This is a genomic window from Bacillus sp. IBL03825 (assembly GCF_024712505.1).
GTDB lineage: Bacteria > Bacillota > Bacilli > Bacillales > Bacillaceae_G > Bacillus_A > Bacillus_A wiedmannii.
In genome coordinates this window covers 4,009,162-4,021,985 of sequence record NZ_JAMXKE010000001.1, presented here as the reverse complement: position 1 = coordinate 4,021,985, position 12,824 = coordinate 4,009,162, and the positions used below count along the sequence as shown (strand labels likewise).

The window sequence follows — 12,824 nt, the reverse complement described above, 5'->3', positions numbered from 1 at the left end:
GAAGCGAAAGCTTCCTTTTTTTTCTTGGAAATTACATCAACAAAAGGAGAAAAATTTTGTTATGATAAGGGAGGGTGAGGAAAGGAGAATTTACATAATGGGGTATATTGAAGAGTTACGCAAAGTTGTTGGGACAAGACCACTTATTCTCGTTGGATCAGCAATAATTATACTAAATGATAATCAAGAAGTATTGCTTCAATATCGTTCAGATACATATGATTGGGGTGTACCTGGCGGCGCGATGGAACTAGGAGAAACGACGGAAGAAACTGCTCGCCGAGAATTATTAGAGGAGACGGGATTAACTGCAAAAATAATGCAATTTCTAGGTGTCTTATCAGGAAAGGAAGTATATTTCCGTTATCCTAATGGGGATGAAATTTTTAATGTTATTCATCTGTATCAGGGGCATCATGTGAGTGGAGAATTAAGGCTTGATCATGAGGGATTGAAGCTTCAATATTTTCCGGTAGATAAGTTACCAAAATTGAATGAAACGACAGAGAAAATTTTACAAAAATTTTTATATGCATTAACAGAATAGAAGGTTAATTCCTTCTATTTTTATTATATTAAATATTTTGATTTTTTAGTATGTTTATAGTATGATAGATGTAGACATACATCTTATGGAATTTCACCTAAAAACTGACTAGGGTACATAAGAGAGGGGCAAGTGCAAAATGCATAATGTTGTTATTACAGCTGCAGTTCGTTCGCCAATTGGAACTTTTGGAGGAGCGCTAAAAAATGTAACGCCAGTAGAATTAGCGGTTCCTGTACTTCAGGAAGCTGTAAAACGAGGCGGGGTAGAACCACACGAAGTTGATGAAGTAATTTTAGGTCATTGTATTCAAAGAACTGATGAAGCAAATACTGCAAGAACAGCTGCATTAGCGGCAGGATTTCCTGACACAGTTACGGGTTATACAATCCAACGCCAATGTTCTTCAGGTATGCAAGCAATTATGTCAGCTGCAATGCAAATTCAATTAGGTGTAAGTGATGTTGTTATTGCAGGTGGAGTAGAAGCGATGAGTTCGAGCCCTTATGCATTAAAACAGCACCGCTGGGGACAACGTCTACAGCACGGAGAAATTCGTGATACGGTGTGGGAAGTACTAGAAGATCCGATTCACCATATTATGATGGGTGAAACGGCTGAAAATTTAGTTGACCAATATGAAATTACAAGAGAGGAACAAGATGAAGTTGCGCTTCGTAGTCATACATTGGCACTACAAGCAATCGAGTCTGGATATTTTGACGAGCAAATTGTTCCTATTACGATAAAAGAACGTAGAAAAGAAATAGTATTTTTGAAGGATGAACATCCACGCGCAGATATTACAGCGGAAAAATTAGCAGGATTAAAACCAGCTTTCCGTAAAGATGGATCTGTAACGGCAGGGAATGCATCTGGCCTTAATGATGGAAGTGCGGTTCTAGTATTAATGAGCGAAGAAAAAGCGAAAGAAAAAGGCTTACAACCGTTAGCTAGAATTGTTGGATATTCAGTAGCTGGAGTAGATCCGAAAATTATGGGTATTGGACCAGCACCAGCAATTCGTAAAGGATTAGAAAAAGTAGATTGGTCATTAGAAGATGCTGATTTACTGGAAATTAATGAAGCTTTCGCGGCTCAATACCTAGCTGTAGAGAAAGAATTAGGTTTAGACCGTGAAAAAGTGAATGTAAACGGTAGCGGTGTAGGACTTGGACATCCAATTGGTTGTACAGGAGCTCGTATTACTGTAAGTTTAATTCATGAATTGAAGAGACGCGGTTTAGAAAAAGGAATTGCCTCTCTATGCGTCGGTGGCGGTATTGGGGTCGCATTATTTATAGAAGCACTATAAAAAAGAAGCAGCAATCGCTGCTTCTTTTTTATTAAGAATCAAATAAATGATGAAATAATCGATCACGATTTTCAAAGAAAAGTTTTGTCGTTTGGTAATGCTCGGTTTCTTCTAATGTGGATTCATGAATCCCTTCTTGTGTTAAAGAATATATAGTGGATTCAGGATAAGCCATTAAAATAGGAGAGTGCGTCGCGATAACAAATTGTGAACCTTGTTCCGCTAGTTCGTGCATTCGAATAAGCATGGAAAGTTGCCTCATTGGTGATAGAGCGGCCTCAGGCTCATCTAAAATGTATAAACCTTGTCCTGAAAAACGATTCATAAATAAGGAGAAAAATGATTCACCATGGGATTGCTCATGAAGTGAAACACCTCCATAAGATTTTATAGCATCTATTTCATCAATATAAGAAGCAACATTATAAAATGATTCAGCGCGAAGAAAGAAACCATCGTTTGGTGTATTGAAACTTTTCGAAATTCGAAGGTATTCATGTAAAGATGAATGTGAATCGTTTGTGCTAAAGCGGAAATTCTTCGTTCCACCTTCTGCATTAAATCCTAAAGCGATTGCAATTGCTTCGAGTAATGTTGATTTTCCCGTTCCGTTTTCTCCAATAATGAATGTTACATTTGGGTGGAAGGCAAGTGATTGTAAAGTTCGGATAGCGGGTAGACAGTAAGGATATGCGGAAAAACTAGGGATATTTTCTTTTTTTAATGTGACATTTTTTAAAAAGGGTACATCAATCAATATATAAACCTCAATTCATAACGGATTTTGATTGTAACAAAACAGTAAATACAAGTGTTAATGACACGTGAACCTCTCCTTATTTTCTGAATATTTTATGTGGATTATAACATGTAAACTATCATATTCCAATGTGAAAATAAATATTGCATCAAGATCAATTCTCTCGTTATGATAGATGGTATTCTATTGAAGATATGAAAAGGAGTTCAAACATGCCGTTTACATTTGCGCATCCAGCAGCAGTCCTTCCTTTTGTGAAAAAGCAGTCCAAATATATTTCAGTAACGGCTCTTATATTAGGGAGTATGGCGCCTGATTTTGAATATTTTTTACACTTTAGACCGTATGGTGTCATTGGCCATACATGGCTTGGGTTCTTATATTTAAATTTACCGCTTGTATTTCTACTCGCATACATATATCATCACATTTTAAAAAAGCCGTTTATAACACATTTACCTAAACCATTTGCTGGCTACTATACATATGTAGTAGATGAGAGGTGGGGGCTTCATACATGGAAGGATTTCTTTGTATTTTGCTATTCTGCTTTATTCGGTATGCTCACGCATGTCGTTTGGGATGCGTTTACTCATAAGACAGGCTACTTCGTTATGGAAATACCATTGTTACAAAGGGAATTACATAGTATCCCGGTGTATAAATATATGCAACACGGGAGTACATGTGTTGGTTTCTTATTACTATTATACGTATTATGGAAGTATAAAGATGAAACAGGGAAAGATATTATGATAGCTTCAGAAAAAAGGAAGTATTGGGTTTCGGCAATCATCGTGGCAGCTCTAGTATTTATCGTTCACGCGTTTGTAAATCCCTATTTTCATATTTTCCAAATAGGGGGTATAATAGTATCTGGACTGACAAGTTCGTTTTGTGGGCTTCTCATTGTTTCTATAGTCTACAAAGCAAAGGACTAATTTATATTAATGAATGATAGTGTTAGGAGAAATTATATGATGAAAGCATGGAAAAATATTTTTGTTTTATGTAGTTTTCTTCTTATGTTAAGTGGTTGCTTCCATCAAGAAGAAAAGAAAGTTGAACCGAAGAAGAAAGAATCTATTCCTGAAACAAAAGAATATGGTGGGCGTGAGCTGAAAAAAGTAGGACAAAAAGTGAAAGAAACAGGGTGGGGTACTTTTAAGTTAGAACAGATTCAATCTGTAAATCAAACATTTGAAGTAGCACCAATGAAAATTCACATACAAGATGTAAAAGTAATCTCTTTATCGCAGATGAGTAAAGATGCAAAAAATACATTAAAAGTATTTACGGCATTAACTCCTGAAGAAGTAAAGCGTAGATTAGGAGATAAAGTAAGCCAAGAAGATGCGGAGTTATATGCATCGATAAGTGGTACAGAGATTAGTGATACGATTCGTTACCTTGAAATTACATATAAGGTGGAAAATAGCGGAAATAAAAATATGCAATTTTTCTCTATGAATGATGTTACGATTAATGATAAGCAACATTTTAAAGTAGCAACTCAAAACTTTTTATATGATGAAGATACGCTCGTTGGTACAAAAAATGTATCAAGGGAAGACTATAAGCCTGGTGAAACAAGAGATGGTATTATCGGCTTAATACTTGATGATGGAAAAGAAAAGGTAAAGGATATTAAGTTTACAACAGATAATGTAGTCGCAGCAGATACAGAAACGCAAGATGTTGTAAAAGAGGCACAAACTTTTAATATCTCACTTTCTGAGTAAGGTGTTTTAAAAATATGTAAGAAAAAACAGTCAGCGCTTAAACTATTATGCTGACTGTTTTTTCTGTTCTTTTATGTATGAATCTACACTTTGAAAAGGTACCTTAATTTTAAACGCATCTTTTTGTTCATTAAATTGCTTTTCATTATAAGGGCCAAAACGTTTATTATGCTTTACGTCAATAATCCAATAATGCTCACTTTTTTTATTTGCAATTGCTCCGTCAGGGTTATTCGGATCTGATTTTTCCTCAATTTGTTTTGCAATAATGTATTTATCATCCCAAGCTATGTCTGCAATTTTTGCAGGAATGTATTGTGTGGCATATACAGCATCTTGTGCTGGGAAAAGTTCAAATGCATTTCCAGAAGTACGTATGAGTTCGTATTCATCGTTAATCGTATAAGTTATATGATTTGTATTTCCAGCACAACCGGCTAATAGGAATGCGACGAATAGGATTATCCATTTTTTCAATATGGGAACCTCCTTTACAATGCTGTTGTAACACATTGTACAAGAAAAGTAAGAGAAACGCTAGTTTACAATGTTTTTTAGAAGTGGTACGATGAGACGGGTAAAGAAGGATATGAAGGAGTCGACATAAAATGAAGTTAAAGATGCATCGTCCAGCGCTTGTAATGAATCGCATAGGTGCTTCCCTAATTGACATGTTTTTAATCTCGGTTATGTATGGTGCAGTAGTAGCTATTATGACCGGAAATTATAGTGCTATTTTTAATCGCTTTAATATTAGTTTTGGTGATTATAGATATGATCTCGCAGTAGTTTTTATATTAATGGCGATATATTTTATTTTGGTACCCTTTATTTGGAACGGTGTTACACTTGGTAAAAAGGTAACGAGAATAAAATTAATTTCATTGAAGAGTGAAAAGTTAACATTACAAACATTAATTATAAGGTTTTTTGTATTGTTATTACCGAACATAGTGCTACTTGGAATTCCGATATTATGTAACGTATATATGATGTTATTCCGCAAAGATAATTGTGGTTTTCAAGATTTAATTACAAAAACAAAAGTGATAAGTCTTGTATAATAAAACAGAGACCTTTTTATACATAAAATAAGAAGGTCTTTTTTTATTATATAAATATATTTTAAAGGATATATAATAAGAAAAAGTTAATCCATATCATTTTTGATTTTAATAGATTGAAAATTAAGAAAATGTTATAATAATTAAAATAATATCTTTATATAATAAGGGGGAAATTGAAATGACTGGGGGTAGCGTAATCTTTTGGGGGATTTTAATTTTCATCGGTTTAGTTTTCGATCAGCGTAATAGTAAGAAAAAAGAAGGAGTAAAAAAGTAATCGCTTACAAATTAATAAGTAACTTTTCTTGCTTGCAGACTAATCTCATAAAGGAGTATACTGAATGACGGTAAGACTTATAGAAGGGGTAATGAAAATGAAGCTTGCAGGAAAAGTTGCTATCGTAACTGGCGGTGGCATCGGTATTGGACGTAATACAGCTCTTTTGTTGGCTAAACAAGGCGCAAAAGTAATTGTGACGGACATTGATCAAGAAAGTGGACAAGCAACAGTGGAGGAAATTACGAATCTAGGCGGAGAAGCACTTTTTGTAACCTATGATATGGGAAAGCAAGGAGATTGGCAACGCGTTATCAGTATTACTTTGAATGCATTTAGTCGCATTGATATGCTTTTTCAAAATGCTGGTTTATATAAAATAGATTCTATTTTTTCTCGCCAACAAGAGAACGATTCCAATGTACTTTGTATTAATGACGTTTGGATAGAGATAAAACAATTAACGTCATCTTTTATGAAACAGCAAGAAGAAGTGGTGCTGAGTGACTTACCGATTTTCGGTATTATTGGCACGAAAGGACAATCATTTCATACAGTAGAAGCCCTCGTATAATAATGAAAACCGCCCTCAAAGTATGTGGACGGTTTTTTTGTATGTTATACAGGGAGAAATTATTTTTTAACGAATACGTTGTTCAGTTTGACTATCAAAGAAATGCGCTTTATTCATATCAAATGCTAGTTTAATTTGATCTCCAGGTGAAAATGTATGTCTTGCATCAACACGTGCTGCAAAATCTTGATCTCCAAGTTTCATATATAAAATAGATTCAGCACCTAGTAACTCAGCAACTTCGATTTTTGTTGTGAAGGCAGTAGATTGTGAAGCTTCTAAAAATAATAGTTCATCATGAATGTCTTCAGGGCGAATGCCTAAAACAATTTCCTTATTTACATAGCCTTGTTCACGTAACATCTTCATTTTTCCTTCAGTTACTTTAACTTTTAATGAATTATCTATAACGAAATCGGTTTCAGTTAATTTACCACGGAAGAAATTCATTGCTGGTGAGCCAATAAATCCACCAACGAAAATATTTTCAGGTGTTTCATATACTTCTTTTGGAGTTCCGATTTGTTGAATCTTTCCGTCTTTCATAACAACGAGACGTGAAGCCATTGTCATTGCTTCTGTTTGATCATGTGTTACGTAAATTGTTGTCGTTCCAAGACGGTGATGTAATTTAGAAATTTCTGAGCGCATTGCAACACGTAATTTAGCGTCTAAGTTGGATAAAGGCTCATCCATTAAGAAAACTTTCGCGTCTCGAACAATTGCTCTACCTAACGCAACACGTTGACGTTGTCCACCAGATAACGCTTTCGGTTTTCTATCTAAATATTGTTCCAGTCCTAAAATTTTTGCTGCATTTTTCACACGACGATCGATTTCATCTTTTGGTATTTTTCTAAGTTTTAATCCAAATGCCATATTATCATACACACTCATATGTGGATATAAAGCATAGTTTTGGAAGACCATTGCGATATCGCGATCTTTTGGAGGGACATCATTCATTAGCTTACCATCAATTGAAAACTCTCCTTTTGAAATATCTTCCAGCCCAGCCACCATTCGTAATGTTGTAGATTTTCCGCATCCAGAAGGACCGACAAATACGATAAACTCTTTATCTTGAATGTGTAAATTAAAATCTGTTACAGCTGTTACGTTATTATCATATATTTTATAAATGTTTTCTAATTTCAATTCTGCCATGGTATTGCCCCCTAGAAAAATTATGCAAACGTTTTCTTTGAGTTTATTATAAACTAATAGATTCAAAAAATAAACAAAAAAATAAAACGTTTTCATTTATTAGAAGAATAGTAGTAATTTTCGTATGTTTTCTTAGAAAAATAAGAATAAAAAGTTGTAAGCGCTATTTTAAATTAAGATAGAATCTGTTATCATTCATTAATGAAAACGTTTGCGCCTTAAAAAAGAGAAAATCGAATTATTAATGAAATGGGGTAGCATAATGGAAAAACAGTGGTGGAAAGAAAGTGTAGTATATCAAATTTATCCTCGTAGCTTTATGGATAGTAACGGTGATGGTATTGGGGATCTTCGTGGAATTATTTCAAAGCTAGATTACTTAAAAGAATTAGGGATTGATGTCATTTGGTTATCTCCGGTCTATGAATCTCCAAATGATGATAATGGTTATGATATAAGTGATTATTGTAAAATTATGAATGAGTTCGGAACAATGGAAGATTGGGATGAGCTATTACATGAAATGCATGAACGTAATATGAAACTTATGATGGACTTAGTTGTTAACCATACTTCTGATGAACATAATTGGTTTATTGAATCACGTAAATCAAAAGATAATAAATATAGAGATTACTATATATGGCGTCCTGGAAAAGAAGGGAAAGAGCCGAACAACTGGGGAGCAGCTTTTAGTGGATCTGCATGGAAGTATGATGAAATGACAGATGAATATTATTTACATTTGTTTTCTAAAAAACAGCCGGATTTAAATTGGGATAATGAAAAGGTAAGACAAGATGTTTATGAAATGATGAAGTTTTGGTTAGAAAAAGGAATTGATGGCTTCCGTATGGATGTTATTAATTTTATTTCTAAAGAAGAGGGATTACCAGCTGTTGAAACGGAAGAAGAGGGGTATGTTTCAGGTCATAAGCATTTTATGAACGGTCCAAACATTCATAAATATTTACATGAAATGAATGAAGAAGTATTGTCTCATTATGATATTATGACGGTTGGTGAAATGCCTGGTGTAACGACAGAAGAAGCGAAAATGTATACTGGAGAAGAACGAAAAGAACTGCAGATGGTATTCCAATTTGAACATATGGATTTAGATTCGGGAGAAGGCGGAAAATGGGATGTAAAACCATGTTCACTCCTTACTTTAAAAGAGAATTTAACGAAGTGGCAAAAAGCATTAGAGCATACAGGGTGGAATAGCCTGTATTGGAATAACCATGATCAGCCACGCGTTGTATCTCGTTTTGGTAATGATGGAATGTATCGCATTAAATCTGCGAAAATGTTAGCGACGGTGCTTCATATGATGAAAGGAACACCATATATTTATCAAGGAGAAGAAATCGGAATGACGAATGTTCGATTTGAATCGATTGATGAATATCGAGATATTGAAACATTAAATATGTATAAGGAAAAAGTGATAGAGCACGGTGAAGATATAGATAAAGTGATGCAGTCTATTTATATAAAAGGGCGAGATAATGCTAGAACACCGATGCAGTGGGATGATAAAGATCATGCCGGATTCACAACAGGTGAGCCTTGGATTACGGTAAACCCTAACTACAAAGAAATCAATGTGAAACAAGCGATCCAAAATAAAGATTCAATTTTTTATTACTATAAAAAATTAATTGACCTACGCAAAAATAATGAAATAGTTGTGTACGGATCATATGATTTAATATTAGATAATAATCCTTCTATTTTTGCATACGTAAGAACATATGAAGAAGAAAAACTTCTTGTTATTGCAAACTTTACGGCGGAAGAAAGTGTATTTGAATTGCCTGAGGACGTTATTTATAGTGAATCAGAGTTATTCATACACAATTACGACGTAGAGAGTGGATCGATAGATAACATGACATTACGTCCATATGAAGCGATGGTATTTAAATTAAAATAAAAAAATCCTTATGCCACACCTTGGCATAAGGATTTTTTATTACCATGTTAAGATTGAGAATCCATATGGAGGAAGTGTAACCTGTAATACACTTGCTTCCGCTGAAAATTCTTCGTTTGTATAAATGTTAATGATTTTCTTTCCAGTAACATGGAGAGGGAGTGAAGCTGTAACATCACTATTAGTCGGATTTAAAACGAAAAAGATAGTTTCATCTTCATATGTTTTCGTATAAGAAATATAATTATGTTCATCATTTGCTTCGATGAATTGGAAAGTACCATGTCCTCCAAATGCTTTATATTGCTTTCGTAATGAAATTAATGTTTGTATATGTGTAAATAATAGATGATCTTGTTCTTTCATATCCCAAACCATACATTTGCGACAATCTGGGTCCATACCGCCGTCCATACCAATTTCGTCTCCATAATAAATACAAGGAGAGCCGATGAAAGAAAGATGGAATATATAAAGTAACTGTAACTTATTTTTATCCCCGTTACATGTTGTCAATATTCTTGGTGTATCATGGCTGTCTAATAAATGAAACGCTGCTTCATTTACATTCATAGAGTAGGAATGGAGAGATTCTGTAATTTGTTTCATAAATTCATTTGCTTTAATGGAATCATTAGCAAAGTAAGACAGCAGAGCGTTTGTAACAGGATAGCTCATTACAGCATCAAATTGATCTCCTTGTAGCCATGGAAGTGAATCGTGCCAAATTTCTCCTAAAATATATACTTCAGGATTTAATGCTTTTATCTCGCTTCGGAATTCTCTCCAAAAGCTGTGGTCGACTTCATTTGCTACATCAAGGCGCCAACCGTCTATATTAAATTCTCTTACCCAATAACGCCCAACTTCAAGTAAGTATTCTTTTACATCTGGGTGTGCTGTATTTAATTTAGGCATATACGGTGTAAACGCGAAAGTATCATAATTCGGAAGTGGCTCAGTTATAATTGGAAATTCATGAATATGGAACCACTCTTTATAAGCAGACTTCTCGCCGTTTTCTAGTACGTCTTGGAATTTATCGAAAAAGTATCCACTATGATTAAACACGGCATCGAGCATTATTTTTATACCGTGTGTATGACATGCTTGAACGAGTTCTTTGAACGTTTCTTTCGTCCCGAATTGCGGGTCGATTTCCATGTAGTCAATTGTGTCATATTTATGGTTGGAATGTGCTTTGAAAATAGGTGTGAAGTATATTCCTGAAATTCCAAGCTTAACAAGGTAATCGAGGTTTTGAATAATACCAGCAAAATCTCCGCCGAAAAAATTAGTTGGAGTTGGCTCAGCGCTTCCCCAAGGAAGAGTGTTTTCTGGATTTAGTGCACGATCTCCATTAGCGAACCGTTCTGGGAAAATTTGATACCAAACGGTGTCTTTAATCCAAGAAGGTGCTTGAAATACATCATTTGCATGAATAAATGGCAAACAGAAAAAGTTACCAACGTCATCATTTGGAATAGTGGAAAAAAATCCTCGCTCTGCATAAATAAGCGTTTCTATATCATTTTTTAATTCGAATCCATAACGTAAGCGCTTAAATTTAGGCTCGATGGAAATGGACCAATAATCAAACAATGCAGTAGAACCAGTTTTTTTCATCGCTGTACTTGATGTAATCCATTTCCCTTCTTTCCATTCATAAGGATCACCGTAAATAAGAGTGGCGCTTTGAACATCTTCTCTTTTAGTACGTATTCGGATGTGAATCGTTTTTTCATCGTAAGCGTATGCGTAATTATCTTTTGGCCTATGATAAATAGCTTCTTTAAGCATATAGAAAAGCCCCCTTTAATATCTCCATGCATATTGTTCCCTTAAGTATAATAATAAAGTATATGTTGCAAACGATTGCTTTTTGCATAGCTTTAATATTGCTTATAAGAGTAGTATTCATTTCATATAAAGTCAATGTATAAAGAGTGTAGTAATAATATTTTAAAATTAATATTTGCAAAATGAATAAAAGAATGTATAATGATAGACAAATAGCGCAAACGTTTTCGTAGATTGAGATGTTGTTTGCGCTTCTATTAAACTATTTAATGCAAACGTTTTCAATTATTAGGGTACATATACAATTTAGGGAGGTTTTTGGGATGAAGAAAGCATTATCATTATTAACGGTTTCGGCATTATCAATTGGTATGTTATCTGCATGTGGACCGAAAGATTCAGGGAAAAAAGAAGAAAGTAAAGCGAAGAAAGATTACGATCTTCTCGTTTGGGAAGATGATAAAAAAGGTGTTGGTTTAGAACCAGCAGTGAAGAGTTTTGAGGAAAAATATAAAGTAAAAGTAAAAGTCGTTGAAATGCAAATGACAGATCAAGTGAAGAAGTTACGCCTTGATGGACCAGCGGGGACGGGACCAGATGTTGTAACATTACCACATGATCAAATTGGAAACGCAGTAACAGAAGGTTTACTTTCTGAAGTGAAAGCTGATGATACTGTAAAGAGTAGATTTACTGAATCATCGATAGAAGCACAGAAATATAACGGAAAATTATATGGTTTACCAAAAGCAATTGAGACACCAGTCTTTATTTACAATAAAAAATTAATGCCAAAAGCGCCAGAAACGATGGACGAGCTGTTTAACTTCTCAAAAGAATTTACGAAGGATGGCAAATACGGATTTTTAACACTAGGAGATAACTTCTACTTTGCTAATGCATTTATGGCAGGTATGGGTGGTTATGTATTTGGTGAAAAAGATGGAAAGCCAAATGCAAGTGATGTTGGATTAAATAATAGCGGAGCGGTACAAGGTGCTGAATATCTTCAAAAATGGTACAAAGAAAAGTTATTCCCGAAAGGTATTATCGGTGAATCTGGTGGACCTGCTGCTGATGGACTATTTAACGAAGGAAAAGCAGCATCTATTATGAACGGCCCATGGGCGTTCCAAGCAATGGAAAAGAACGGAATTGATTATGGTGTTGCTCCAATGCCGAAATTACCAAATGGTCAACCGATGAAAACATTTGTAGGGGTTAAAGGATGGCATGTAACAAGTTTCTCTAAGCAAAATGATTTAGCTACAAAGTTTACTGAATGGATAACAAATGAAGAAAACGCAAAAATTCGATTTGAGAAAACAAAAGAAATTCCTCCAGTAAAATCAGTAATGGAAGATCCAATTATTAAAGATAATGAAGCTGCAAAAGCAGTTGCAACGCAATCTGAAAATGGAATTCCAATGCCAAACATTCCGGAAATGCAAGAAGTATGGAAACCAGCTGGAGATGCGCTTCAATTAGTTGTTACGGAAAAAGAGGCACCAAAAGCAGCACTTGACAATGCAGTGAAGCAAATTAAAGGTAATATTGAGGCAAATCATAGTAAGAAAAAATAAGGTGAAATTCGTGCCTCTCATATGAGGGGCACGAATTCTCTCCCAGAAAAAAG

13 protein-coding genes are annotated in these 12,824 nt (G+C 34.6%); 9 read left to right on the top strand and 4 right to left on the bottom strand.

The features are described 5' to 3' along the window. The first annotated feature begins 97 nt into the window (after window positions 1-97). Together NHG49_RS20445 and NHG49_RS20440 are read left to right on the top strand one after the other, a co-directional pair. Complete coding sequence (locus tag NHG49_RS20445; protein WP_064474914.1) at window positions 98-547, top strand: NUDIX hydrolase; 450 nt, start codon at window positions 98-100, stop codon at window positions 545-547. A 139-nt stretch (window positions 548-686) separates the two neighbouring features. Next, complete coding sequence (locus tag NHG49_RS20440) at window positions 687-1,862, top strand: acetyl-CoA C-acetyltransferase (RefSeq protein ID WP_149173467.1); 1,176 nt, start codon at window positions 687-689, stop codon at window positions 1,860-1,862. Between the two features lie 31 nt (window positions 1,863-1,893). On the opposite strand, the gene NHG49_RS20435 is transcribed toward NHG49_RS20440, so the two are convergent. After that, a complete protein-coding gene (locus NHG49_RS20435; RefSeq protein WP_000567976.1) occupies window positions 1,894-2,619 on the bottom strand; it encodes an AAA family ATPase in 726 nt (241 codons plus the stop codon). A gap of 215 nt (window positions 2,620-2,834) precedes the next feature. Here NHG49_RS20435 and NHG49_RS20430 point away from each other — a divergent pair, with 215 nt between their 5' ends. Together NHG49_RS20430 and NHG49_RS20425 are read left to right on the top strand one after the other, a co-directional pair. Next, on the top strand, window positions 2,835-3,563 hold the full coding sequence (locus NHG49_RS20430) for a DUF4184 family protein (RefSeq protein WP_064474915.1): 729 nt from the start codon (window positions 2,835-2,837) through the stop codon (window positions 3,561-3,563). Window positions 3,564-3,599: 36 nt separating this feature from the next. Further along, entirely contained in the window at window positions 3,600-4,364 is a 765-nt protein-coding gene (locus NHG49_RS20425) for a hypothetical protein (protein ID WP_064474916.1), read from the top strand. Between the two features lie 45 nt (window positions 4,365-4,409). Here NHG49_RS20425 and NHG49_RS20420 read toward each other — a convergent pair whose 3' ends face one another. Then, on the bottom strand, window positions 4,410-4,841 hold the full coding sequence (locus NHG49_RS20420; RefSeq protein ID WP_149173468.1) for a DUF3997 domain-containing protein: 432 nt from the start codon (window positions 4,839-4,841) through the stop codon (window positions 4,410-4,412). A gap of 131 nt (window positions 4,842-4,972) precedes the next feature. On the opposite strand from NHG49_RS20420, the gene NHG49_RS20415 reads away from it, so the two are divergent. From NHG49_RS20415 to NHG49_RS20405, 3 genes are all read left to right on the top strand, one after another. Beyond that, complete coding sequence (locus NHG49_RS20415; protein ID WP_098092797.1) at window positions 4,973-5,428, top strand: RDD family protein; 456 nt, start codon at window positions 4,973-4,975, stop codon at window positions 5,426-5,428. Window positions 5,429-5,609: 181 nt separating this feature from the next. Beyond that, entirely contained in the window at window positions 5,610-5,708 is a 99-nt protein-coding gene (locus NHG49_RS20410) for a hypothetical protein (RefSeq protein ID WP_000145657.1), read from the top strand. Between the two features lie 64 nt (window positions 5,709-5,772). Next, window positions 5,773-6,282 (top strand): SDR family NAD(P)-dependent oxidoreductase, encoded by a 510-nt coding sequence (locus tag NHG49_RS20405; RefSeq protein WP_064474918.1) that lies wholly within the window; start codon window positions 5,773-5,775, stop codon window positions 6,280-6,282. A gap of 66 nt (window positions 6,283-6,348) precedes the next feature. Here the strand turns inward: NHG49_RS20405 and NHG49_RS20400 are convergent, their stop codons facing one another. Continuing rightward, complete coding sequence (locus NHG49_RS20400; RefSeq protein ID WP_064474919.1) at window positions 6,349-7,449, bottom strand: ABC transporter ATP-binding protein; 1,101 nt, start codon at window positions 7,447-7,449, stop codon at window positions 6,349-6,351. A 262-nt stretch (window positions 7,450-7,711) separates the two neighbouring features. Here NHG49_RS20400 and malL point away from each other — a divergent pair, with 262 nt between their 5' ends. Then, entirely contained in the window at window positions 7,712-9,388 is a 1,677-nt protein-coding gene (malL, locus tag NHG49_RS20395; protein ID WP_064474920.1) for an oligo-1,6-glucosidase, read from the top strand. A 39-nt stretch (window positions 9,389-9,427) separates the two neighbouring features. Here malL and NHG49_RS20390 read toward each other — a convergent pair whose 3' ends face one another. Then, window positions 9,428-11,188, bottom strand: a complete 1,761-nt coding sequence (locus NHG49_RS20390; protein WP_258126469.1) for an alpha-glycosidase — start codon at window positions 11,186-11,188, stop codon at window positions 9,428-9,430. Window positions 11,189-11,511: 323 nt separating this feature from the next. Between NHG49_RS20390 and NHG49_RS20385 the strand changes: the two genes are divergently transcribed. Beyond that, window positions 11,512-12,771 (top strand): extracellular solute-binding protein, encoded by a 1,260-nt coding sequence (locus tag NHG49_RS20385; RefSeq protein ID WP_088047234.1) that lies wholly within the window; start codon window positions 11,512-11,514, stop codon window positions 12,769-12,771. The last annotated feature ends 53 nt before the right edge of the window (window positions 12,772-12,824 follow it).

What these genes read in the sequence shown, in the direction of transcription:
- NHG49_RS20440 (WP_149173467.1), top strand. Translation starts at nt 687, where the DNA reads ATGCATAATGTTGTTATTACAGCTGCAGTTCGTTCGCCAATTGGAACT.
- NHG49_RS20405 (WP_064474918.1), top strand. Translation starts at nt 5,773, where the DNA reads ATGACGGTAAGACTTATAGAAGGGGTAATGAAAATGAAGCTTGCAGGA.
- NHG49_RS20415 (WP_098092797.1), top strand. Translation starts at nt 4,973, where the DNA reads ATGAAGTTAAAGATGCATCGTCCAGCGCTTGTAATGAATCGCATAGGT.
- NHG49_RS20425 (WP_064474916.1), top strand. Translation starts at nt 3,600, where the DNA reads ATGATGAAAGCATGGAAAAATATTTTTGTTTTATGTAGTTTTCTTCTT.
- NHG49_RS20445 (WP_064474914.1), top strand. Translation starts at nt 98, where the DNA reads ATGGGGTATATTGAAGAGTTACGCAAAGTTGTTGGGACAAGACCACTT.
- NHG49_RS20400 (WP_064474919.1), bottom strand. Translation starts at nt 7,449, where the DNA reads ATGGCAGAATTGAAATTAGAAAACATTTATAAAATATATGATAATAAC.
- NHG49_RS20430 (WP_064474915.1), top strand. Translation starts at nt 2,835, where the DNA reads ATGCCGTTTACATTTGCGCATCCAGCAGCAGTCCTTCCTTTTGTGAAA.
- NHG49_RS20385 (WP_088047234.1), top strand. Translation starts at nt 11,512, where the DNA reads ATGAAGAAAGCATTATCATTATTAACGGTTTCGGCATTATCAATTGGT.
- NHG49_RS20410 (WP_000145657.1), top strand. Translation starts at nt 5,610, where the DNA reads ATGACTGGGGGTAGCGTAATCTTTTGGGGGATTTTAATTTTCATCGGT.
- malL (WP_064474920.1), top strand. Translation starts at nt 7,712, where the DNA reads ATGGAAAAACAGTGGTGGAAAGAAAGTGTAGTATATCAAATTTATCCT.
- NHG49_RS20390 (WP_258126469.1), bottom strand. Translation starts at nt 11,188, where the DNA reads ATGCTTAAAGAAGCTATTTATCATAGGCCAAAAGATAATTACGCATAC.